This window comes from Gluconobacter morbifer G707, assembly GCF_000234355.1.
GTDB lineage: Bacteria > Pseudomonadota > Alphaproteobacteria > Acetobacterales > Acetobacteraceae > Gluconobacter > Gluconobacter morbifer.
In genome coordinates this window covers 134411-157746 of the sequence record NZ_AGQV01000006.1, presented here as the reverse complement: position 1 = coordinate 157746, position 23336 = coordinate 134411, and the positions used below count along the sequence as shown (strand labels likewise).

Sequence of the window (23336 nt, the reverse complement as noted above, 5' to 3'; positions counted from 1 at the left end):
TCTGCGTGAAATTCCCTGAACCAGTGACAGAACCGCTCCACCCCTGCAGGCAGGTTCGTAACCGGTTTCCAGCCACAGACACGCTCAATTTCGTCCAAAGACGCCCAGGTCGATTCCATGTCCGCGGCAGGTCTCGGCTGCCGATGGATGACAGCCTTTTTCCCCAGATTGCTCTCCAGCAGATCGATCAGCCGGGTCACTTTCTGCGGACAGTCCCCACCCAGGTTCAGAACCCGCGCCTTTCTCTCACTTTTCAGGGGCGGCCTGTCAAAAACCGCCAGAACGCCTGACGTGATATCATCAATGTAGGTGAAATCCCTTGCCAGCCCATCCCCGTCGTAAAGCGTAAGGGGACGGCCCTCCCAGATTGCCCTGGCAAAACCGTAATAGGCCATGTCCGGTCTGCCCCAGGGCCCATAGACCGTAAAAAACCGCAGCCCCGTCAGTGGCAGACCATGCAGATAGGCATATGCAGACGATGCCAGTTCGCCTGCCCGCTTCGTGACAGCATACAGCGATCCCGGCTCATCAACCCGGTCCGTTTCCCGAAACGGCAGAGATCTGTTGCGTCCATAAACAGAAGAGGATGACGCATAGACGAAATGCCGGAGGTTGTTCAGCTTCCGGGCCGCTTCCAGAAGAACAACCTGCCCCATGACATTGGCATTGACGTAGGAATACGGATCTACCAGCGAATACCGGACACCAGCCTGCGCTGCCAGGTGCACAATCCCCTCAATATCAGGATGCTGGCCGATCAGTTCCTGCACCCCATCCCGATCAGCAATATCCAGCTTCTGAAACCCGAAACCTTTCCGACCCGCGAGACGCGCCAGACGTGCTTTCTTGAGAGCCGGATCGTAATAGTCATTCAGTGTATCAATACCGATCACCTCGGTGCCACGATCCAGAAAAGCCTGAGCAACATGGGATCCAATAAATCCCGCAACGCCCGTAATTAAGATCTTCGTCACAGGCTCAACGCTTCAGAGAAGCGCCACTGACCTCATCCCCGACCTGAATTCCCAGTTCCGCCGTGACCCCGCCTGCAAGCTCAAGCGTATTCGCCACCTCTCCCTGACTGCTGAGAATGGCTTCACTCCGCGGAACAGCATTTTCGACGATGGCATGCACATGATTCGTCGCGTCGATGAAAACGATATCCAGTGGAACGAGCGTATTCCGCATCCACATATCGGAGACCTGAGGATGCGGCCACAGGAAGAGCATCCCCCGATCCTTCGGCAGACTGGTCCGAAACATCTCGCCGACCTCCTGTTCCCGGGGCGTCTTGGCCAGTTCCACCGTAAAATGATGCGCCTGCCCGTCTTTCGTCCGGATCACCAGCGAAGATGTCGGCAATTCCGCCTGCGCTTTCGTAATCGTTTCCTGCGCCTGAACCGGAACGACAGACGTCGCGGCTCCACCCAGAACAGCCGTCAAAACACCCAATACAAGCCGACGCATCATCAGTTATCCTTAAAAATTCAGAATTGGTGCGCAAAAAATGGATTAGACTGCCGCTCTTCACCAATTGTCGTGGGAAGACCATGGCCGCACAGAACCACGGTATGCTCCGGCAATGTCAGAAGATGCCGCTTTATGCCTGCCAGCAGGGCCTCATGATCGCCATACGGAAAATCGGTGCGCCCTACCGTATTCCGGAAAAGCGTATCCCCCACGATCGCCCGCTGACTGGCCCGATCAATAAAGACGACATGCCCCGGTGTATGACCCGGCACATGCTCAACCGTCAGTTCATGCCCCAGAAGCGAGAGCGTCTCACCTCCCGCAAGAAACCGGTCCGGCTTCACATTGCGCAGTCCGCTCAGACCCAGACTGGCCGCCTGCGCTTCAATACCGGACAGCAGGAAAGCATCCCTCCTGTCCGGCCCCAGCACGGGAACACGCGTCTCCTGTCTGTCATTCAGTCGCTCACGCAGAGCATCAGCCCCGCCGGCATGATCGAAATGTCCATGCGTCAGAAGGATGGCCTCCACAACCTGCCCTTCAACCGCGGTCAGCAGATCATCAACATCCCCACCCGGATCAATCACGACAGCCCGCCCCTGTCCGTCAGAAAGAACAGTGCAGTTCTGTCGCAACGGCGTGACGGGTATTCTTTGCACTTCGAGAGAAGCCATGATCTTCCTGCTCTCCGCAGTTCATCCTTCTCCGGGCGATACAGGCTCCGCCAGATCATCACAAGCCATCCCGATTGACCGCCTCTGAACTGGCAGTCAATGTGGCCTCCGTATTCTTCCCATAATCTCAAGAGGACATTCCGACATGAGCCGCATCATCCGCACGGAACCGAACGCCATTCTCTCGAAAGCGGTCGAATATCACGGCTTCATCTTCACGCAGGGTGTCGTCGCCCGCGATCTTTCCCTGGATGCCGAAGGTCAGACACGCGACATTCTGGCCCAACTGGACGAGATCCTTGAAGAACATGGCACTGACAACACCCGCATCCTCCAGGCCCAGATCTGGCTGAAGTCCATCAGTGACCGCGACGCCCTCAACCGCGTCTGGTCCGCATGGCTTCCCGCAAACATGGCACCCGCCCGCGCCTGCGTTCAGGCCGAAATGGCAGACCCGCGCGTTCTCGTGGAAATCATGCTGACCACCACGAAATAACTCGTCCGGACAAATAAGGCATCTTGATGGCAGAGTGGGGCAGGCAAAGGATTTTCGTTCAAAACGAAATTTTAGGCCAAAGCTCTGCATTCGGCACTTGTCAGGGTTGCAGGAAGATTGTTACCTCCCTGTAACCCCGATAACACACCCCATCACAGGATCATAAAGATCGTGACGCAAAAAAGTTGCCGGAAATCTTTCTTCTCTACTCTGGCGCTTGCAGCAGTCATGCTCTTTTCGGGCCATGCCGAGGCACGGCACGTTCGTGGCCACGCCACGCACCGGGCATCTTTCCGGCATCACAGCGTCCATCGCGGCGGATATGGTCACGTGCTTCAATGCGTGGCGTTCGCCAAGGAGGCTTCGGAAGTCTCCCTCCGCGGTAACGCCCGTGACTGGTGGTATAATGCCGCCGGGGTCTACGCCCGGGGCAACGCACCGGAAGCCGGTTCCATCCTGAACTTCCGCGGTATCCGCCGCATGCCTCTGGGACATGTCGCCGTTGTCCGGGCCGTCGAAGACAACCGGACGATCTATATCGACCAGTCCCACTGGAACTCGAACGGGGTGGCCCGGAATGTCCGCGTCGTGGACGTTTCCCCCAACAATGACTGGAGCGCCGTCCGCGTCTCCCTCAATGACAGCAGCGGCCGCCTTGGCAGCATCTATCCGACCTATGGCTTCATTTACAGCCGCCCGGATGGTCAGAACGCAGCCCCGCAGGTGGTGCTTGCCCGCGCGACGACCTTCCGTCATCGCGGCACCATTCAGGGTAGCAGCCCGCTGAACCACCCCATGAGCACAACGGAAGTCGCTGAAGCCCCGGACGATGCCTTCACATCAGATGCTCCGAATCGCTCAATTCGCTGAACACAGCCCATCCTGATGCCCCAACGAAAAAAGGCAGACTGTCCTGACAGTCTGCCTTTTCCGATTCGTCCGTTCTGAAGACGTCTGTCAGTCGTCCGGTCGCGATGTGCGATGATAGGGATGACCGCTATTAATCGCCTGGGCACGAAAGACCTGTTCAGCAAGCATGACCCGTACCAGCATGTGCGGCCAGGTCAGCGCTCCGAGAGAAATGACGGCATCGGCCCGCTCGATCACGGACCGGTCAAGCCCTTCCGCCCCACCAATGATGAAATGAACCGGCCGTCCCGATTCCTGCCAGCGTGACATCATCCCGGCGAAACGGGAACTGTCAGGCGTTTTCCCGCCTTCATCCAGCGCCACCACCAGGGCATTTTCGGGACACGCTCCCAGAAGCTCCGCTGCATCACGCCGCTTCTGTTCCTTGGCAGACCCTTTGGAAGGGTTCAGCTCAACCACATCGAGGGCAGGCCGGAGTCGCGCTGCGTAGCGCTCGAACAGATCCCGTTCCGGTCCTGCCTTCAACCGGCCAATCGCGACCAGTTTCATTGTCAGTCCTGTTCGTCGCTGCCCTGGCCTACAGCCACTTCCTCAGCATCCAGCGCATCGAGGTCCGCGCCCCACATCCGCTCAAGAGCATACAGCTCCCGGCTTTCCGGCTTGAAAAGATGAACAACAATGTCGCCGGCATCCAGCAGCACCCAGTCGCTGCCATTGGCGCCCTCGACCAGAATGTTCTTGTGGCCTTCTTCACCCAGCTTGCGCTCGATGTGATGCGCCATGGACGCAATCTGACGGTCAGCCAGACCAGTCGCAATCACCATGGAATCAGCGAAACTGGCGCGCCCTACCAGATCAAGCACCACAATATCTTCAGCCTTGTCATCTTCCAGGCTGGCCGTGATGATGCCAAGCAGCTTCGTCAGCACATCGGGCTGCGCTTTCGTGCGCTTGGCAGCGGCTTTCTTCGGACCAGCCGCCGCCGCTTTCTTGCGCGGGGTTACCGGAACCTGCGGGTCGGTGGAAGTCGTCTTGATGATGGTTTTTACTCCTGATCCGGTTCCGGACACACCTGCCCGGACTCACGCAACGCTGTAGCCGATATATCGTTCTGCGGGGCAGAAAGGAACGTCCACGCTCCCCCTTTTCGATTCGCCAGCACGGGCGACTGCCGGGACGGTACGCGATGCCACCGCAGCACGGACGCTGCCGCCCCTCTCAGGGCAGGCGAGACACTTCCCGGTCTGGGCAGAACGGCAATCGGCACCAGAGCCGCCAGCCTGCGCCAGTTCTTCCAATGCGAGAGCTGCGCCAGACCATCCGCCCCCATCAGCCAGACAAAATGGACATGCGGAAAACGCTGCTTCAGCAACGTCACCGTCCGGACCGTGTAACGCTGCTTCAGACACGATTCGATATCGGTCGCAAAAATGCGCCGCCCATCCGCAAGCCGCCGCGCTGACGCCAGCCTCGCCTTGAAAGATGCCATGCCCTTGCGGGGCTTGAGCGGATTGCCCGGCGAGACCATCAGCCAGACCTGGTCCAGCCGCAAAGCCCGCAATGCCCGCCGCGCCAGTTGCAGATGCCCCGGATGAGCCGGGTTGAAGGACCCGCCAAGCAACCCGATTCGCATCCTGCGACCATCACCAAAAGTCGGAATCTGTGAAATCTGCGTCAGCCTCGTACCTGCCCGTTACCCGTCACCTCGTAACGGTAGCAGGTCAACTGCTCGAGTCCCACTGGCCCACGGGCATGCATCCGCCCCGTGGCGATACCGATCTCGGCGCCGAATCCAAACTCCCCGCCGTCACAGAACTGCGTGGACGCATTCCACAGAACGACCGCACTGTCCGTACCGTTCAAAAAGTCCGCCGCAGCCTGCGCGTCTTCCGCAATGATCGCCTCCGTATGGCGGCTGCCGTGCCGTGCAATATGGGACAATGCACTCTCCACACCGTCCACAACCGCAATGGACAGGATGGAATCCAGCCATTCCGTGTCGAAATCTTCAGCCTTTGCCACGGGCAGGGATGGCACGATGGCCCTTGCAGCGTCATCCGCCCGGAAAGTGCACCCTTTGGCCGAGAGATCCGCGATCAGAAGCGGCAGGAGTTCCGGAGCCATCGCCCGGTCAATCAGCAGGGTTTCCGTCGCTCCACAGATACCCGTCCGCCGCATCTTGGCATCCAGCAGAACCTTCCGCGCCATGCCGAAATCGGCACTGGCGTGAACATAAGTATGATTCAGCCCATCCGCATGGGCCAAAACCGGCACCCGCGCCTCCTGCTGAACGCGCTCCACAAGCGCCTTGCCACCGCGCGGAATGATCAGGTCAATGCCGTCAGCGGCCTGAAGCATGGCCCCCACAAGCGCACGGTCAGCCGAAGGTAGGATCTGCACACAGGCCGGATCAAGCCCCGCCTCTTCCAGCCCCTGCGCCATGGCATCCTGAATGGCGCGGGCGGAATGAAGGCTTTCCCTGCCCCCACGCAGGATCACGGCATTTCCGGACTTGATGCACAGAGCGGCCGCATCCGCCCCGACATTGGGACGGCTTTCGTAAATCATCCCGATCACACCGATCGGCACCGCCACACGACGGAAATGAAGCCCGTTCGGCCGATCCCACTCCGCAAGGACACGTCCCACCGGATCCGGCAGCGCCGCCACATCCTCCAGACCCTTCGCCATGGCCTCGACCCGCTGCGGCGTCAGGGTCAGACGGTCCCGGAAGGCCACCGTCCGGTCCGCGGAAAGCCCGTCCAGATCCTGCCGGTTCGCCAGAACGATCTGCTCCGAGCGTGACCGCAGGGCAGCAGCAGCAGCCCGAAGGGCCTCATTACGCACAGCCGTCTTCGCCCGCGCCAGCGAACGACCTGCCTGACGGGCCCTGTCCGTCAGGCCTTTCAGAACGGCCCGTGCTTCAGACATTGAACCGGAACAGCAGGACATCACCGTCCTGCACAACATAGTCCTTGCCTTCGATCCGCAACTTTCCGGCTTCCTTTGCCCCCGCTTCCCCGTTGCAGGCCACATAGTCGTTGAAAGCCACGGTCTCACACGCGATAAATCCGCGCTCGAAATCATTGTGGATCACCGCCGCAGCCTGCGGGGCCCTGGTGCCTTCCGTAATCGTCCAGGCCCGCGCTTCCTTCGGCCCAACCGTGAAATAGGTCCGAAGCCCCAGAAGACTGTAACCAGCCGCAATGACACGATCCAGCCCGCTGTCACTCAGCCCCAGCCCTTCAAGGAATTCCGTGCGATCCTCCGGTGGCAGCTGGCTGACTTCGGCCTCAATGGCAGCCGAGACAACCACCGCGCCTGCCCCTTCCTCTTCAGCCCGCCGCCGGACAGCCTCCGAATGCGCATTGCCCGTCGCCGTGGAGGCTTCCTCGACATTGCAGACATACAGAACCGGCTTCGTGGTCAGGAGCTGAAGACGTGCAGCCTCCTTTTCCTGCCCCTCGGGCACGGCAGTCCGAGCAGGACGCCCCTCACGCAGCGCCGCGATCAGCGGTTCGATCAGTTCAAGCTGGGCCTGTGCGTCGCGGTCATTTCCGCGGGCACGCTTCTGCAGATTGACCTGCCGCTTCTCCAGACTGTCCAGATCCGCCAGCATCAATTCGGTTTCAATGATGTCCGCATCCCGAACCGGATCGACGCCCCCTTCCACATGGGTGATGTCATCATCCTCGAAACAGCGCAGCACATGGATGATCGCATCCACTTCACGGATGTTGGCCAGGAACTGGTTCCCCAGACCTTCCCCCTTGGACGCGCCCCGGACGAGCCCGGCAATATCCACGAACTCAAGGCTCGTCGGTATCGTCCGCTGGGACTTGCCAATCCGCGCCAGCGTATCGAGCCGCGCATCCGGTACCGCAACACGCCCCGTATTCGGCTCGATGGTACAGAACGGGTAATTCGCAGCCTGTGCCGCCGCCGTTTCCGTCAGGGCATTGAACAGCGTGGATTTACCAACATTGGGCAAACCGACGATGCCACAATTAAAACCCATGATGCTCTCCATCTCTCAGGCCACGCAAAATGGCGGCCACAGCTTGAAAATCCGTTGCCCTGTGTTCGCAGAAACCGGCGTAGCAAACAACAGCCCGCCCCGACAAAACACGGGCCACGCCTTATAATTTCGCGATTTGAAAAAACCACGACCACAGAGGCGACAGCAAAATATCTGTATTTAACCTGACAGCATTTCAGCCCGTCAGAAGCGCCACTTTCGTCATGAAGGCTTCATTCTCGCCCCTGGCCAGAATGGGAGCAGCATCCGCGATGGCTTCAAGCCAGCGCTCCAGCTCCGGCTCTTCAGCCTTGGAAAAATTGCCCAGCACATGCCCCGTCACCCGGTCCTTGTGCCCCGGATGGCCAATGCCCATCCGGACCCGCCAGTAATCCGGCCCCGGAAGACACCGGTCCATGGACCGCAACCCGTTGTGACCGGCCGCACCGCCACCGCGCTTGATGCGCAGCCTGCCGAAGGCAAGATCGAGTTCATCATGAAAGGCGGTAATATCGGCCTGCGCGATCTTGAAGAACTGCGCGGCCTGCTGAACGCTGTCACCCGACAGGTTCATATAGGTCATCGGCTTGAGGAGCAGAATTTTCTGCCCCCCCCCCAGCACACCTTCGGACGTCTCCCCCCGAAAGCGCTTGCGCCACGGCGTGAAACCGTGGCGCCTGGCGATCTCGTCAACCGCCATGAAGCCGATGTTGTGTCGATGACGGCTCATCCCCGGCTCGGGGTTGCCGAGACCGGTCCAGAGCCTCATGACTTACTTCTTCTTGGGTGCAGCAGCAGCTTCGGCTTCAGCAGCAGCCTTGGCGGCAGCTTCGGCTTCCATCTCGGCGTCGATCGTCGGCGGCGCGATGGAGGCGATCACCATGTCCGCGCTCTGACCGCTCGTCAGCACAACGCCTTCCGTGCCCTTCAGGTCTTCCCAGCGCACGCTGTCATGAATGTCGAGCGCGCTCAGATCGACCGTGAAGTGTTCCGGAATGCTGACCGGATCAACCTCGACGTCCACGGAGTGACGCACAACGTTCAGAACGCCACCGCGCTTGATGCCCGGAGCCTGTTCTTCACCCGTGAAGGCGATGGCCACCTGGACATGAACCTTGTGACCGGCGGCAACGCGCTGGAAGTCCACATGCAGCGGAGCATCGGTGACCGGGTGCAGCTGAACGTCACGGATCAGGGCCGGGACAGGCTCGCCACTCTCGACCTGCAGGTTATACACGCGGGAGGACCAGCCACCACGGTGCAGTTCCTTCAGAACCAGACGGGGGTCGAGGGAGATAATGACAGGCTCCTGCTTGCCACCGTAAACCACGGCGGGAACCAGTCCCTGACGTCTCGTAGCGCGCGCTGCCCCCTTACCAGCCTTCGCGCGCGGGGAGACAGCGAGTGTCGTCAATTTAGCCACTGTTACGCTCCTGCGTATGAAATTATTCGTCAAACACGGACCTCCAGGGGTGCCCGTGCGAGCGGCGGATTAGCGGAAAAAACCGCATAACACAACCTTTTCCGCTCCCACCGCTGCCTCACGCCTCCTCTCTGGACCCCACACACCGCCACGGATAGGCTTTCTTTCCTTTCCGCAACGTCCAGAACACTGTCCCGCCCCCATGACCATCGCCGCCCGGATCGAACGCCTGCCCTTTACCGCCTTTCACTGGAAACTGCTTCTCCTCGGCGGTCTGGGCTACACGTTCGACGGGCTGGACTCTGCCATCGTGGCTTTCACGCTCCCCATGCTGAAAACCCAGTGGCACCTGACCGGCCCGGAACTCGGCACTCTCGGCAGCGCCACCTATCTCGGTTACGGACTCGGCGCCCTGCTGGCCGGATGGCTCGGGGACCGGGCAGGCCGCCGATACGTCATGATGAGCGCCCTGATCGTGTACGCCATCGGCTCCCTGCTTTCCGCCCAGGCCTCGTCTTTCGGCGGCTTCTACATTTTCCGCCTGATTGCCGGTCTGGGCGCCGGCGCGGAAGGCACCATCATCGCCCCCTATCTCAGCGAATTCGTCGGAAACCGCTACCGCGGCGCCTTCACGGCCGCCCTGACAGGCTTCTATTCCTTCGGATACGTCACAGCCGCCATTCTCGGCTTCCTGCTGATCCCTGCATCTCCGGATGGCTGGCGCTGGGCCCTGGCCTGCACTGGCCTTCCCATCCTGATGCTGCTCTGGTGGCGCCGCGCCCTGCCCGAATCCCCCCGCTGGCTGGCCCGGCGCGGCCAGACGGCAAAAGCCTCCCTGATCGTCGGACAGATGGAGCGCCATGCCGGACTGGAACCCGGATCAGTCCCACCCGGAACCTGCGAGATCGCCCCCGCGCCTCCCCTGAAGACCCTGTTCGAACCCCCGATGCGGCGCACCACCTTCATGAGCTGGATCATGTGGCTCGCCATTACCTTCAGCTTCTATGCCTTCTTCACCTGGATCCCGAGCCTCATGATCGCCCGGGGCATGACCATTACCCGCAGCTTCGGTTACGCCATTTCCATCTATGCCGCACAGCTTCCCGGATACATGGCCGCCGCCCTGCTGACGGAACGCATCGGACGCCGCACAACCGTCGCCCTCTTCATGGTCCTGGGCGGCATCAGCGCGATCGGCATGACCGCCAGCCAGACACCTGCGCAAATTCTCGCCAGCGGTATCCTCATGTCCTTCTTCATGAACGGAACATACGGCGGCATCTATGCCTACACGCCCGAACTGTTCCCCACGTCCCTGCGCGCCCGTGGCATGGGACTGGCCGCCGCCATCTCCCGCCTCGGCGCCCTCTCCGCTCCCATCCTGATCGGCTGGCTCTATCCGGCAACCGGCTTCCCGGGCGTGTTCGGCCTGACAACCGCCGTCCTGCTCGCAGGTGCTGCCGTCACACTGATCTTCGGCCCCAAAACAGAAAAACGCCCGCTCGATGACGAGCCGGCGCTTTCCGTTCCTGTCTCCTGAGACCGCTGACCGCCGCCTCAGAGCATCGGTGTTCCGCCATTAACCGTCAGAAGCGCTCCGGAGGTGTAGCTGTTCAACGGATCCGCGAAATAGACGTAAGCTCCGGCCAGTTCCGCCGGCTGCCCCGGCCGGCCCAGCGGAACATCGGTCCCGAACTCTTCCTGATCCTCAACTGGCATGCCCGTCGCAATGAAAGGCGTCCAGATCGGACCCGGCAGAACCGCATTCACCCGGATGCCCCGTCCGGCCAGTTGCTGCGCCATGCTGACCGTGAAATTCGCAATCGCGGCTTTCGTCATGGAATACGGCACAAGAATCGGCTGCGGAACACGCAGATTGACCGAAGACGTGTTGATAATGCTCGCCCCGGGCTTCAGATGCAGCAATGCCGCCTTGGTCAGATGAAAGAGAGCCGACGTATTGGTATCGAAATGACGTTGCCATTCCTCTTCGGTCACCTGTTCCAGCTTCGCCCGCGCTTTCTGGAAGGCGGCATTATTAACCAGAATATCCAGGCGCCCGAATTTTTCGATGATCTGCTCGATGATGGTGCTGCAATGCTTCGCATCCCGCAGATCCCCCGGCAGCAGTTCGCATCGCCGGCCCTCCGCTTCCACCTGCGCCGCAATATCGCGGGCATCTGACTCCTCGCTCTCCAGATAAGCGATGGCGACATCCGCCCCTTCCCGGGCAAAGGCCAGTGCAACCGCCCGTCCGATCCCGGAATCACCCCCCGTGATCAGAGCAACCTGATGCTTCAGCTTCCCGGATCCCCTGTAGGTTTTCTCACCATAATCCGGTTCCGGCGTCATTTTCGAAGACAGGCCGGGAAAGCGCTGTGGCTGCGCCTTGAAAGGAGGGCGGGGATAACAGTGACGGGGGTCAACGGACATCGGTCATTTCCTGTCCAGCAAGGCATGTATCGTGTCGATCAACGAGACATCTTCCTCCCCGGTTCAGAATATTTTCAGGAAATATTTTCCGGAACATTTGTCCAGTTCCCGGCTTCTTAGACCATCACAGCCCTGCGCACGGCTGTTTCCCTCCAGATCACCGGGCCTGCGATCCAGTCACATTCCCGCGGGTTCACGAAAGAGGCCACACGACATGACAGACAGTTCGGACAAACGTACGACCGTCACGATCAATGACCAGACCGTGGAACGCGGGCCCCAGGGCGCCACCCATCAGGTCGCAGGCAGCGACACCCCCACCATGACCACCCAGCAGGGTGTTGCCGTCGCCGATGACCAGAACACCCTGAAAGCCGGCGCCCGCGGTGCCGCGCTACTGGAAGACTTCCACTTCCGCGAGAAGATCTTCCACTTCGATCATGAACGTATCCCCGAACGCGTCGTCCACGCCCGCGGCTACGGCGCTCACGGCTATTTCGAACTCACGGATTCCCTGTCCGACTACACGTCAGCCAGCGTTCTGGGAAAAACCGGTGTCCGCGTTCCGGCTTTCGTGCGGTTCTCCACGGTCGCCGGCGGCCGCGGCTCTTTCGACGTGGCCCGTGACGTGCGCGGTTTCGCCGTAAAACTCTACACGGAAGAAGGCAACTGGGATCTCGTCGGCAACAACATTCCCGTCTTCTTCATTCAGGACGCCATCAAGTTCCCCGACATGGTCCACGCCGTGAAGGAAGAGCCAGACTCCGGCTTTCCGCAGGCCCAGTCGGCCCATGACAACTTCTGGGATTTCGCCTCCCTTTCCCCGGAAACGGTCCACATGCTCATGTGGATCATGTCCGACCGCGCCATTCCCCGGTCCTTCCGCTTCATGGAAGGTTTTGGCGTCCATACCTTCCGTCTGGTGAACGCCGAAGGCAAATCCACCTACGTGAAGTTCCACTGGAAGCCGAAGCAGGGCCTGCAGTCAGTCGTCTGGAACGAAGCCGTCAAGATCAACGGCGCAGACCCCGACTTCCATCGCCGTGACCTCTGGGACGCCATCCAGTCCGGGCAGTACCCGGAATGGGAACTGGGCGTGCAGCTTTTCGACGATGACTTCGCCGACAAATTCGATTTCGACATCCTCGACGCCACGAAGCTCATCCCCGAGGAACTGGTGCCCGTCCGTCGCATCGGCCGCCTGGTGCTGGACCGCACAGTGGACAATTTCTTCGCCGAGACGGAACAGGTGGCATTCTGCACCCAGAACGTCGTCCCCGGTATCGACTTCACGAACGACCCCCTGCTACAGGGCCGGAACTTCTCGTATCTCGACACCCAGACAAAGCGCCTCGGTGGCCCGAACTTCACCCACATCCCCATTAACGCACCCAAATGCCCGTTCCAAAACTTCCAGCAGGACGGCCATATGGCCATGCACAACCCCAGGGGCCGCGCCAATTACGAGCCCAACTCTTGGGGCCGTGGACCGCGTGAAAATCCGACCACCGGCTACAAACATTACCCTGAAAAACTGAGCGGCCAGAAAACCCGCGAACGGGGCGAACTGTTCGCCGATCACTACAGCCAGGCCCGGCAGTTCTTCATCAGCCAGACCCCGCCCGAACAGACGCACATCAAGAACGCCTTCGTCTTCGAACTCAGCAAATGCCAGACCCCGGCCATCCGCGAACGGGTCGTCGCCCATCTGCTGAACGTCGATGAAAAGCTGGCGCGGGGCGTCGCGAAAGGGCTGGGCCTGACGTCCCTTCCTGAGGCGGCTCCCCCTGCCCGCGAACCCCTGACGGACCTGCCGCCCTCCAACCCCCTGAGCATCCTCAAGAACGGTCCTTCCAGCTTCAAGGGGCGCAAGATCGGTGTTCTGGTCACGGACGGAACGGATACGGGCCTGCTCCATGCCCTGAAGGACGCCGCAGACGCCGAAGGGACAATTCTCGAACTCGTGGCGCCCGTCGTCGGCAGCGTCAAACTCTCGGACGGCAAGGTTCTGGCCGCTGACCAGAAAATCGTCGGCGCCCCGTCTGTTCTGTATGACGCCGTGGTCCTGCTCCCCTCCGCCAGCGGTGCCAAGCTGCTGACCGGTGAGGCGACCGCCCGTGACTTCGTGGCAGACGCCTTCGCGCACGCCAAATTCATCGGTTACGGCAAGGACGCCCGCCCCCTGCTGGCCAAAGGCGGCATCACACCGGACGACATCGACCCCGGCATCCTGCCCCTCAACACGGCGGGAGACTTCCAGTCCTTCATCGAAGCCTGCCGGAAACTCCGGTTCTGGGACCGGGAAACCAGAACACACGCCGTCTGAACGTCACCAGCCGTCCAGTACAAAAAAAAGCCGGGGTCAACGCCCCGGCTTTTTCATGTCATCCCTCAGCCTTTGGCCCGGATCACCGAAATCTGGTGCCCGATCTGACCGCCACCCGCCAGCGTACGCCGCCGGTGACTGAAGAACCGCTGATTGGTCAGGGTATCCACACCCAAGGAATTGACCGTCTTCAGTCCCGCCCGCTTCAGACGGAACAGGCAGTATCCCGGCAGGTTGAAATAGAAATGCCCCTCCTTCTGCCCCGGCAGAAAGAACTGTTCCGCTTCCCCATCCTGCTTGAGCACATCGGCGTGCATATCCGACCCGACCTCATAGCTCTCCGGACCAATACAGGGACCAACCGTCGCGACGATTTCCTTCGCGCCGAGCGTCTGCATCTGCCTGATGACGGATTCCAGAATGCCCCCGGCCGCTCCACGCCACCCGGCATGAGCCGCCCCCACAATCTTCCCGTCCGCCGAAGACAGCAGCACCGGCCCACAATCCGCCGTGATGATGCCCACCGCCACATCCGGCCGGTCCGTCGCCAGCGCATCGCCATCCGGCCCGTCACCGATCTTCCACAGGGACGTCCCGGACGTCACCGGAACCGTCACATCACTATGCGTCTGACGCAGTCCCAGAAGATTCGCCGGCTCGACCCCGATTTCCTTCGCGACCCGGGCCCGGTTCTCCAGAACATTCGCCTGTTCATCCTGGGAATTCAGCGAACAGTTGAGCGTGTCATAGGGCGCCGGGGAAACGCCGCCCTCGCGCGTAAAGAAACCATGCGAAACATTCAGAATCCCGCTGCGCAGGAACCATTCACCATCAGACATGAGCCGTCTCCTGCGCAGGACGTTTGAATGCATAGGTCATCAGCCCGATCCCCGCGAGCGCCATGGGAATGCAGAGAATCTGCCCCATCGTCACACCCCCGGGCAGAAAGCCGATATTCGCATCCGGCTGCCGGAAAAATTCACAGAAACTCCGGGCGCAGGCATATCCGAAGAGAAACAGCCCGGACAGGAAACCGAAATGCGCCCGCAGAACCGGCTTCCCCGCGGCAAACAGCATCACACACAGAAGCAGAACCCCTTCTGTCAGGGCTTCGTAAAGTTCAGAAGGATGCCGCGGCAGCGGACCCCCCGTCGGGAACACCATGGCCCAAGGCAGATCCGGAGACGCCGGACGCCCCCACAGTTCCCCGTTCACGAAATTGGCGCAGCGGCCCAGTCCAAGGCCAATCGGCACCACCGGCACAATCCGGTCCGAAAACCCCAGAAAACTGAACCGGTTCCTGTGCGCGAACCAGGCCAGCGCCAGAATGACGCCCAGCGCCCCGCCATGGAACGACATTCCCCCATCCCAGGTCTTCACGATCTCCAGCGGATGGGACAGATAATCCAGCGGCCGGTAAAACAGGACGTAGCCAAGCCGCCCCCCCAGCAGAACGCCCAGAATGGCATAGAACAGGAAGTCATCCACCTGCTCTCCCGTCGCCACAGCCGGCGACAGACGGCACAGCCTCTTGGCAACAGGCAGCGCAATGATGAAGGACACCATATAGGCCAGCGCATACCAGCGCACGGACAGCGGACCGATATGGAAGGCAACCGGGTCGAACCCCGGGAACATCAGGGGATGGCTCAAAGATTGGGCTCCGGTCGGGACAGATAATCACGGACATAACGGCCAATTCCCTCTTCCAGGGACGTAAACGGCCGATCATAACCAGCAGCGCGCAGACGGCTCATATCCGCACAGGTAAAAGACTGATACTGCCCGCGCAGCTTCTCTGGCATGTCAATGAATTCGACATCTCTCGCGCGGTGCATGGCATCACAGACAGCATGGGCCAGATCAAGATAACTCCGTGCAACACCCGTGCCGCAGTTGAACAGACCGCTGACCTGCGGATGATCCAGAAGCCAGAGCATGACTTCCACCACATCACCGACCCAGATGAAGTCCCGCTTCTGCTCCCCGTCCGCAAGCCCGGGCACATCCGACCGGAACAGACGCGCGGCATGACCCGTCAGCAGCTCGTCATACTTGACCTTCACCACAGAGATCATCGACCCCTTGTGATACTCGTTCGGCCCATAGACGTTGAAAAACTTCAGTCCCACCCACTGCGACGGCACGGGATGCCCGCTTTCCACTTCCCGCTTTACCCACAGGTCAAAAGCCTGCTTGGACCAGCCATACAGGTTCAGCGGCTTCAGATGGTCGATGCTGTCCAGCCCGTCATGGAAAAGTTCCGGCCGGTCCGCCGCGCCATAGGTCGCAGCCGAGGACGCATAGATCATCCGCACACCACGCCGCGCGCACCACTGCCAGAGTCTCTGGGACAGGGCCACGTTCGTGGACCAGACAAGATCCCCGTCCCGGGCCGTCGTCGCACTGACGGCTCCCATGTGGAACACGGCCTCGACCTGGGGCTCGGTTGCCAGAAAACCGGGAAGCTCCTCGGGCGTAATGATGCGATCCGGCGCATGGGACGCAAGATTGCGCCACTTCCCCCCGTCATGCAGCCGGTCGACAATAACAGTCCTGTACCCCCGGAGACGGAGGGCGGCATGCAGACATGAGCCAATGAATCCGGCCCCGCCGGTGACGATAATCATCCTTCCTGTATAGTCTGCCCCACACAACGATCCAAGCGACGCGCCACAGACGACACGCCGCCCACCCGCAGGAGATTCCATCATGTCCGACCGCCCCCGCTTTTTCGATGACCTCGCCGGCCTCGCCGGCAATGCCTTTTCCGCCATGACCGGCGCCCGCGAGGAGCTCCATTCCATCATCCGCACCCGTGTGGACGAAATCCTGAACAGCCTCGACCTCGTCCGCCGGGACGAATTCGACGCCGTGCAGGAAATGGCAACCCGCGCCCGCATGGCTCAGGCCGAAACGGAAGCCCGCCTCAGCGCCATCGAATCGCGTCTTACCGCCGTCGAAGAACTGGCCACCGAAGAAAAGGGCGGTCCTCAGGGCTGATCTGCAACACATCTGTGGCAGAGATGCCGGGCTCCGTGCGGTAATACTTGCACGGAGCCCAAACGCCCCATAACGTGGTCATACCGGAAAGTGGAACCCTCTTTCCGGACGCAGACATCTGGAGCGCCGCGCCGGCGCACCGCCGGTGCCAGGCGCCACGGCCTTGGGAGACACGCCATGCCTGCCCTGACCACTTCATCCCTCCAGGAAACCGAATCCCATCCGCTCGACCTGATGGAACAGGTCATGGGCCTGTACGAATGGGATTTCGAACGCCTCGCCCCGACCGAAATGGTCGCGCAGGCTCCCGGTCAGTGGTGTGATTACACCCTGCATTTCACATGGTCTGACGAACTGTCCGCCCTGCATCTGAACTGCATGCTGGATCTGCGCTCTCCCGCGGCACGCCGCAGTGACGTGCATGAACTGGTCTCGCTGGCCAATAACCGCCTCTGGGTCGGCCATTTCACCATCGATCCGGAAACCGGAACCCCCGCTTACCGCCATACCCTGCTCATGCGGGGCGTCAGGACACTGCCCGGCGAAAGCATGGAAGACCTCATCGATATCGCCATGTCCGAATGTGAACGTTTCTATCCGGCCTTCCAGTTCGCACTCTGGGGTGGAAAAGCACCACAGGCCGCCCTGGATGCCGCCATGCTTGACTGCGCCGGAGACGCCTGACCGTGCCATCCGTTCCCTCAATCCTTCTGGCAGGCTGCGGCAAGATGGGAGGCGCGCTGCTCGATGGCTGGCTCGCCTCCCCCACGCCGCCACGTCTGGTTGTCCTCGACCGTCACCGCACCGGTTCGGACGATGATGTCCGCATTGTCCGAACCCCATCCGAGATCCCGGCGGATTTTCAGCCGGACATCATCGTCCTCGCGGTCAAGCCCGGCGCCGCGGACGACACGATCGCAGCACTTGGCGCCGCCCTTGGCCCGAGACTAGCCCGAACCGCCATCCTGTCCGTCATGGCCGGTCGCACCTGCGCTTCGCTTTCTGAAGCCGCGAAAAAAGCCGGCGCGGATATCCCCGTCCTGCGCGGCATGCCCAACACTCCTTCCGCCATCGGCGCCGGCATCAGCGGATTTTACGCTCCTCCGGCAGCCACGGAAGAACAGAAAACCGTCTGTCACGACCTCCTGTTCGCGGTTGGCGATGTCGTGACGCTGGACAATGAAAAAGACCTCTCCGCCGTCACGGCCATTTCCGGGTCTGGTCCGGCCTATGTCTTCCTGCTGGCGGAGCTGCTTGAAAAAGCCGGCATCACGGAAGGGCTCTCCCCCAAGATCGCCCGTCGTCTGGCCCGTGGCACCATCTACGGCGCCGGCAGAATGCTTGATGACATGCCCGAAAACGCCGATGAACTCCGCAAGGCCGTCACAAGTCCGAAAGGAACCACGGCCGCCGCACTCGAAATCCTGATGGCTCCTGACGCCTGGCCCCGGACGGTTGAAAAAGCCGTTGACGCCGCGACGAAACGGGCCGACGAACTGGCGAACTAGTTATTTGTTTATGGTAGAGGACTTGTTGCCAGCAGCAGGCACTCCCACCATAAGGCAGTCCTCACAGACAGGAGACGGGTATGGACGAACGGCAGGATCCATTTGCAACCGACGATATGGCTTCGGAAAGCCGGTCGGAAATGGACAGGGAAGCCTTTGACCTTGCCCTTTTACAGTCCGCCCTGACCCTTGCGGGCGACCGGGGCTGGCATCGCTTCTCCCTTGTGGAGGCTGCCCGTGATGCCGGGCTGCCGGTCGAGAAAGTCCGTGCGCTCTATCCGGTCAAACCGCTTCTGCTCCTTCTGCTGGGACGGCTGGCAGATGAAAGCGCCCTGCGTGATGACGGAAACGGCGGAACGCTGCGCGAGTATCTGTTCGACCTGATGATGCGCCGCTTCGACATTTTTCAGGAATACCGCGAAGGCCTGCGTGCCGTCCTGCATGCCTTGCCCTATGATCCGCCGCTCGCAGCCCTGCTCACCGGTGCCACGCTGGATTCCATGCGCTGGCTCGCCGAAGCCGCAGGCGTGGATTGCGCCGGTCTGGGCGGAATATGGCGGGTCAACGCTCTTGCCGCCGTCTGGGGGCATGCCTTCCGGGCATGGGAAAAAGACGAAAGCTCCGACCTGTCCAGCACAATGGCCGCTCTCGACAGCGCCCTCGGCCGTGCCGAGCGTCTTGGTATCCTGAAACCGTCCCCTCGCCGCAAGATGGATGAGGCCATGGCCAATACCGGCCTGCCGGATCACGATCTGGAACTGGAATCCTGAGTTCGGGCTTTACGAAGCCCGTCGGTTCGGACTAAAACCCGAACCGGCCAATACAGCGGACCAGTTTCCGATGGGGTGTAGCCAAGTGGTAAGGCAGCGGATTTTGATTCCGCCATGCGGAGGTTCGAATCCTCCCACCCCAGCCAGTCTCATTCTTCCTTATCAAGCGTCTGCTTCAGGCCCGGACTGGCCTTGAAGCGCACTGTCCGCTTCGCCGGCACCTCGACGGGCGCGCCAGTCCGGGGATTGACCGCCTGACGCGCTCCCGTTTCACAGACAGTAAACGTCCCGAACGAAGGCAGGGTAAACCGCCCTTCCTGCCGTAATTCCTCAATAATCGCATCCAGAAGATCATTGGCGGCCCGCTGCGCCACAACGCCGGTGCACTGGATCGAATCCTGAAGAACAGCGGCAAGAAAAGCTTTACTCATATGCAAACTCCCGGAACAACAGATAAACTATAGACCGGTGGATCGGAATTTCAGACAAGAAACAGGACGTCTTTGACAAAATCCAGAATTCTCGAACGTTTCAAAACCCCGGTGTCCCCATGTCGCGCTCTGTCTGCCTTTTTGCCTATTACGATCCTTCCGGGACGCTGGCCCCGCATACACACCATCTTTTACGCCAGATTGCAGCCTGTGGTTTCCATCTCCATATTGCCGTCTCCGACCCCGCAGCGGAAAGCATTGCGGAAATGCTCCGCCGTACACTGGCGGAAACCGATCCTTCCATCTGCGCAACCTTCCATCCGCGCTCCAATACAGGCCTCGATTTCGGCGCTTGGCAGGAACTGCTGGCACAGGGATGCGACGCAGACGCCGAGGAAATCCTTTTCGCGAATGACAGCGTCTTCGGCCCCCTGACCCCGCTTCCCTCCCTGATGGACACCATGCGTCAGAAGAATCATGATGTCTGGGGCATGGTCCGTTCCGAAGCCGTGGTCCAGCACCTGCAATCCTGGTTTATGGTCATGAACCGCAAGGCGCTGGATCATCCGGCCATCCGGCGTGTCTTCCAGCAGCCTTTCACGGAAATGAGCAAACCGGAGATCGTTCTTCACGGCGAACTGGGCCTTGGGCTGGCCCTGAAGGCTTCCGGCCTTGAAACAGGCGCCTCATGGAGCAGCCGCCGCGGATTGGCCCGCCTGCTCTCCCTCAATCCCATGCATACGGACTGGCGCACGGTCCTGCATTCAGGCCGCGCCCCGTTCATCAAGACAGAACTCCTGCGGGACAATCCAAGCGGCATCGCCTCCGCATCCCTGTGGCGGCAGGAAATACCGGACCCGGCTTTTTTCAATCCGGACTGGATTGCCCGCTACCTGGCGTTCCATCCTCCCCGCCATCAGCAGAAACGCGCAGGCTTCCGGGCCCGTCTCGTTCAGGCCATCGCCAGCGAAGACCGACGCCGCGCCCTTCCTGCCCTGCTGCTCGGACGCTGATCAAGACGCGTCGCGGGCCACATCCTGAAGATACCCCAGCAACTCGGACGCCTGCTGTTCATACGTCGCCAGACGATCCTTGAAGGGATTCACATAGCCCTCAAACCGCTCCGGACTGTCCAGAAGAGCCTCGATTGCCCGCGCCAGCGTCTGCGCCTTTCCGTCCAGCGGCAGATACGTGCCATTCACACCATCCACAACGTCTTCAGACTGTCCCCCCGGCGCCGTCGTAACAACCCAGACGTCCCGCGCCAGCGCCTCGCGCACCGTCAGCCCGTAACTTTCTTTCCACTGGGACGGAAACAGCAGGACATCAATCCGATCATAGAAATCGTCCAGCCCATCCTGCCCATAAGCCGGAACAATCCGTACCGTCCCCCTGACAGACCAGTCTTCCGGATGAATGGACGCAAAACCCAGATTGAGCTTGTTATCCACCAGCACCAGCTCCCAGTCGCCGCGCTTGAGAGACTGCATGCATTTCCGCAGGGTCGGATAACCCTTGACGGCCTCTGTTCCGCCAACGAACCCGAACCGTAAAGGAGCACCTCTTTCGCGCCTGCAGTGCGGCCGTTCCGGCCAGCGGAAACCGTTCCGGTTCACGACGATACGCGCCGGCTCCACACCATTGGCCAGATAAAGCTGCCGGTGCGCTTCCGACGGACTGATGAGCAGAGCGGCCTCTGCCAGTGCCTGATGCATGATGACACGCCGATCCTCCAGATGCCGGGCATGCGGCAGACAGGCCTGACAGACCCGCTCGTCAATCCTGGTCTGGAAGCAGTATTTCCCGTCCTCACGCACCATGAACTGCCGGTCGCACAGCCACCAGGCATCATGCAGCGTCAGAACATAAGGCACACCCCGCTCCTGACAGAGACGCAGCATGGCCGTCCCCAGCCCCTGCGCCGCATGGATATGAACCACATCCGGCTGATAGGCCTCCAGCCAGCCCGCAAACTGCTCGGCCATATGAGGATTATCGAGAGACGCAATGACATCCGAGTCCCCCGGCACAATCGCCGACAGAACATCCACCCCGTTCGTGACATACCGGATGTTCCCCGACAGCCGTCCCTCCAGATGCGGTCGGGAGGTCAGCACACCCACCTCTACCCCCTGCTCCTTCAGGCGATAGGCCATTTCCTCGGCAATAATCGTGGCGCCCCCGAAAGAACGCGGCGCAAAATAGACATTCGCCACCATGACACGCAGCCTGTCGCGCTTCCGGGGCGCCGGCGGCATGCCGAACAGCGCCCGCACCTGCGTCTGCGCCATGGCGTCCGGCGCATAACGGTCCAGAACATCCCCGTGAGCCACGTCCGCAAGGCGTGCACGCAGGGCAGGATCACGCGCCAGCGTCAGAAAAGCCTGCCGCCATTCATCCGTCGTGACCGCAAGCAACCCGTTTTCCCCATTGCGGATAACCGCCAGAAACGCATCCCGCGGCGAACAGACAGCAGCGACCCTCACCACTGCGGCTTCCAGAAATTTGATGTTGCTCTTGCAATCGTTGAACAGCGTCGCCTCCAGAGGCGCAATCGCAATATCGGTTTCAGACAGCGCCTGCAGATAATCGCGATAGGAAAGCTCGGTCAGACGATCAATCCGGTCTCCAAAAGCATCAAACGCAGGCGAAAGCGTCAGCTGCCCGATCACACGCAAACATAACCGCGGTTCTTCTTCCATCGCCGCCAGCAGACCCGCTTCCGCCTGCCTGAAATCCTCGTCATGCGTGTTCGTGCCGGATCCGTAAGACACCCAGACGCGCCCGTCATCGCTTCCGGAATAAGGCGGCAGCGAAGCGGCAATCTCCAGCGTTTCGCGATCAAGCGCATTTTCCACAATATCGACATCTGACAGACCGGCTGCCTTCATGGCTCCCGCCAGCGCCCGCGTGGATGCCACGCCCCGGCCACAGGCCTGCATACACTTGCGGAACAGCACGACCCCTGACATCAGCAGATCCCGCTCGGACCTGGGAAGACTGTCGATATTGCCGTTCTGACGATACTCATCCGCATCGAAGATCAGATCATCGACCTCCCATCGCGGCTTCAGACGGAGACGATGCGCCTCGTGCACCAGCTTCAGGGCATCATCAAATCCCGGCACACGATAGAAAATCACATGGGTGCAAAGCTGCAGGGCAGACATGGCCACCACGATGTCCCGCCAGTCCACAACCTGAACCGTCCATCCCAGCGCCTCAAAAGCATCGCGTTTCTGCCAGACACGATACTTCGCGCACTGACGCAGGCTCATCTCGGCAATAATCAGAATGCGCGGCGCCAGAGGCGTGGCCCGCAAATCCAGAACATCGTCATACAAAGCCTCCGATGCCTGCTTCCGGCCGGGAGATGACAACGCAGAACGCTCTTCTTCCGTCGCGCTTTCCGGCGAGGCCGCAGCTTCCGCGACTGAAGGATCGATCTTCAGGCCGGCTTTCTTCCGCGCCTGCCGCACTTCCATGCGCTGCCGGCGATAGACCGCTGCCTTTTTCCCCAGAGCCTGTCGAACCGCAGGAAGCCCCCCTTCATGCCACAGCTCCGACAGTTCTTCCGAGGCAACCTTCAACGGCTTTCCGGAGGGCAGACGTCCCAGACTGAGGGACCGAAGAGCCCGCAACGGCATCGTCACCCGCCAGGAGAGGGACCTGTGCATCAGATTAATCTGATGCCGAAGGTGAGCATTTTCTCCCTGAAGGCCATCAGCCCGCATTCCGTTCAGACGCGCCGAACTCCGGTAACTATCCAGAAGGATTTTTTCCGGATCACCTTCCGCACCGAGAAAATCAGTCTGTTCAGGCTCAAATACAGAAGTCATGAAAGCAAAAATCCGGACGGGAAAACAAAAAAAGAGCTGGGCCTAGAAGACCCAGCTCTTTTCTACAATCCTCCG

The 23336-nt window shown here is 60.7% G+C and carries 25 protein-coding genes and 1 tRNA gene; 10 read left to right on the top strand and 16 right to left on the bottom strand.

All coding sequences use genetic code 11. From position 1 onward, the window contains the following. From GMO_RS09620 to GMO_RS09610, 3 genes are all read right to left on the bottom strand, one after another. Positions 1–974, bottom strand: a 974-nt coding sequence (locus GMO_RS09620; RefSeq protein ID WP_040508970.1) for an NAD-dependent epimerase/dehydratase family protein, incomplete at its 3' end; no start/stop codon positions are given. Between the two features lie 4 nt (positions 975–978). After that, positions 979–1470: a DUF192 domain-containing protein gene (locus tag GMO_RS09615; RefSeq protein WP_175282608.1), complete on the bottom strand. Its 492-nt coding sequence runs from the start codon at positions 1468–1470 to the stop codon at positions 979–981. Positions 1471–1487: 17 nt separating this feature from the next. Continuing rightward, positions 1488–2144 carry an MBL fold metallo-hydrolase gene (locus GMO_RS09610; protein ID WP_008852194.1) on the bottom strand — a complete coding sequence of 219 codons (657 nt, stop codon included), beginning with the start codon at positions 2142–2144 and terminating at the stop codon, positions 1488–1490. Positions 2145–2289: 145 nt separating this feature from the next. Between GMO_RS09610 and GMO_RS09605 the strand changes: the two genes are divergently transcribed. Together GMO_RS09605 and GMO_RS09600 are read left to right on the top strand one after the other, a co-directional pair. Continuing rightward, positions 2290–2640 carry a RidA family protein gene (locus GMO_RS09605; RefSeq protein WP_008852193.1) on the top strand — a complete coding sequence of 117 codons (351 nt, stop codon included), beginning with the start codon at positions 2290–2292 and terminating at the stop codon, positions 2638–2640. A 171-nt stretch (positions 2641–2811) separates the two neighbouring features. Then, positions 2812–3510 (top strand): CHAP domain-containing protein, encoded by a 699-nt coding sequence (locus GMO_RS09600; RefSeq protein WP_008852192.1) that lies wholly within the window; start codon positions 2812–2814, stop codon positions 3508–3510. 87 nt (positions 3511–3597) lie between these two features. On the opposite strand, the gene GMO_RS09595 is transcribed toward GMO_RS09600, so the two are convergent. The 7 genes from GMO_RS09595 to GMO_RS09565 form a co-directional block, all read right to left on the bottom strand. Beyond that, the gene (locus GMO_RS09595) at positions 3598–4059 is read right to left on the bottom strand and encodes a 23S rRNA (pseudouridine(1915)-N(3))-methyltransferase RlmH (RefSeq protein ID WP_008852191.1); all 462 of its coding nucleotides are present in this window, start codon (positions 4057–4059) and stop codon (positions 3598–3600) included. Between the two features lie 2 nt (positions 4060–4061). Beyond that, positions 4062–4547, bottom strand: coding sequence for a ribosome silencing factor (rsfS, locus tag GMO_RS09590; protein WP_040509052.1), 486 nt, complete (start codon positions 4545–4547; stop codon positions 4062–4064). Positions 4548–4555: 8 nt separating this feature from the next. Then, a complete protein-coding gene (locus GMO_RS09585) occupies positions 4556–5143 on the bottom strand; it encodes a nicotinate-nucleotide adenylyltransferase (RefSeq protein ID WP_040508967.1) in 588 nt (195 codons plus the stop codon). A 41-nt stretch (positions 5144–5184) separates the two neighbouring features. Beyond that, positions 5185–6441 (bottom strand): glutamate-5-semialdehyde dehydrogenase, encoded by a 1257-nt coding sequence (locus tag GMO_RS09580; RefSeq protein ID WP_008852188.1) that lies wholly within the window; start codon positions 6439–6441, stop codon positions 5185–5187. Continuing rightward, the gene (gene ychF / locus GMO_RS09575) at positions 6434–7528 is read right to left on the bottom strand and encodes a redox-regulated ATPase YchF (RefSeq protein WP_040509048.1); all 1095 of its coding nucleotides are present in this window, start codon (positions 7526–7528) and stop codon (positions 6434–6436) included. Before ychF ends, GMO_RS09580 begins: the two co-directional genes overlap by 8 nt. 196 nt (positions 7529–7724) lie before the next feature. Next, positions 7725–8297, bottom strand: coding sequence for an aminoacyl-tRNA hydrolase (pth, locus tag GMO_RS09570; protein ID WP_040508964.1), 573 nt, complete (start codon positions 8295–8297; stop codon positions 7725–7727). A 3-nt stretch (positions 8298–8300) separates the two neighbouring features. Next, a complete protein-coding gene (locus GMO_RS09565; RefSeq protein ID WP_040508961.1) occupies positions 8301–8951 on the bottom strand; it encodes a 50S ribosomal protein L25/general stress protein Ctc in 651 nt (216 codons plus the stop codon). Positions 8952–9153: 202 nt separating this feature from the next. Between GMO_RS09565 and GMO_RS09560 the strand changes: the two genes are divergently transcribed. Beyond that, positions 9154–10491, top strand: a complete 1338-nt coding sequence (locus tag GMO_RS09560; protein ID WP_008852183.1) for an MFS transporter — start codon at positions 9154–9156, stop codon at positions 10489–10491. Positions 10492–10508: 17 nt separating this feature from the next. On the opposite strand, the gene GMO_RS09555 is transcribed toward GMO_RS09560, so the two are convergent. Further along, positions 10509–11384, bottom strand: a complete 876-nt coding sequence (locus tag GMO_RS09555; protein WP_008852182.1) for an SDR family oxidoreductase — start codon at positions 11382–11384, stop codon at positions 10509–10511. Positions 11385–11598: 214 nt separating this feature from the next. Between GMO_RS09555 and GMO_RS09550 the strand changes: the two genes are divergently transcribed. Then, positions 11599–13710, top strand: coding sequence for a catalase (locus tag GMO_RS09550; RefSeq protein WP_008852181.1), 2112 nt, complete (start codon positions 11599–11601; stop codon positions 13708–13710). Positions 13711–13775: 65 nt separating this feature from the next. On the opposite strand, the gene pgeF is transcribed toward GMO_RS09550, so the two are convergent. Genes pgeF through rfaD form a run of 3 tightly spaced genes read right to left on the bottom strand, consistent with a single transcriptional unit; the run spans position 13776 to position 16340 of the window. Then, on the bottom strand, positions 13776–14549 hold the full coding sequence (gene pgeF, locus GMO_RS09545; RefSeq protein ID WP_008852180.1) for a peptidoglycan editing factor PgeF: 774 nt from the start codon (positions 14547–14549) through the stop codon (positions 13776–13778). Next, positions 14542–15348: a prolipoprotein diacylglyceryl transferase gene (gene lgt / locus GMO_RS09540; protein WP_008852179.1), complete on the bottom strand. Its 807-nt coding sequence runs from the start codon at positions 15346–15348 to the stop codon at positions 14542–14544. Before lgt ends, pgeF begins: the two co-directional genes overlap by 8 nt. Positions 15349–15359: 11 nt before the next feature. After that, on the bottom strand, positions 15360–16340 hold the full coding sequence (rfaD, locus tag GMO_RS09535; protein ID WP_008852178.1) for an ADP-glyceromanno-heptose 6-epimerase: 981 nt from the start codon (positions 16338–16340) through the stop codon (positions 15360–15362). Positions 16341–16422: 82 nt separating this feature from the next. Between rfaD and GMO_RS09530 the strand changes: the two genes are divergently transcribed. The 5 genes from GMO_RS09530 (at position 16423) to GMO_RS09510 (ending at position 19137) form a co-directional block, all read left to right on the top strand. Further along, the gene (locus tag GMO_RS09530; RefSeq protein ID WP_008852177.1) at positions 16423–16713 is read left to right on the top strand and encodes an accessory factor UbiK family protein; all 291 of its coding nucleotides are present in this window, start codon (positions 16423–16425) and stop codon (positions 16711–16713) included. A 177-nt stretch (positions 16714–16890) separates the two neighbouring features. Beyond that, entirely contained in the window at positions 16891–17397 is a 507-nt protein-coding gene (locus GMO_RS09525; protein ID WP_008852176.1) for a type III secretion system chaperone family protein, read from the top strand. Between the two features lie 2 nt (positions 17398–17399). After that, complete coding sequence (proC, locus tag GMO_RS09520; RefSeq protein WP_008852175.1) at positions 17400–18221, top strand: pyrroline-5-carboxylate reductase; 822 nt, start codon at positions 17400–17402, stop codon at positions 18219–18221. A gap of 80 nt (positions 18222–18301) precedes the next feature. Then, on the top strand, positions 18302–18991 hold the full coding sequence (locus tag GMO_RS09515; protein ID WP_008852174.1) for a hypothetical protein: 690 nt from the start codon (positions 18302–18304) through the stop codon (positions 18989–18991). A 71-nt stretch (positions 18992–19062) separates the two neighbouring features. Next, positions 19063–19137, top strand: a tRNA-Gln gene (locus GMO_RS09510). A 3-nt stretch (positions 19138–19140) separates the two neighbouring features. On the opposite strand, the gene GMO_RS09505 is transcribed toward GMO_RS09510, so the two are convergent. Continuing rightward, positions 19141–19422 carry an HU family DNA-binding protein gene (locus tag GMO_RS09505; RefSeq protein ID WP_008852173.1) on the bottom strand — a complete coding sequence of 94 codons (282 nt, stop codon included), beginning with the start codon at positions 19420–19422 and terminating at the stop codon, positions 19141–19143. A 119-nt stretch (positions 19423–19541) separates the two neighbouring features. On the opposite strand from GMO_RS09505, the gene GMO_RS09500 reads away from it, so the two are divergent. Beyond that, positions 19542–20435, top strand: coding sequence for a rhamnan synthesis F family protein (locus GMO_RS09500; protein WP_008852172.1), 894 nt, complete (start codon positions 19542–19544; stop codon positions 20433–20435). Here GMO_RS09500 and GMO_RS09495 read toward each other — a convergent pair whose 3' ends face one another. Then, positions 20436–23261 (bottom strand): glycosyltransferase, encoded by a 2826-nt coding sequence (locus GMO_RS09495; protein ID WP_008852171.1) that lies wholly within the window; start codon positions 23259–23261, stop codon positions 20436–20438. Positions 23262–23336: the final 75 nt, after the last annotated feature.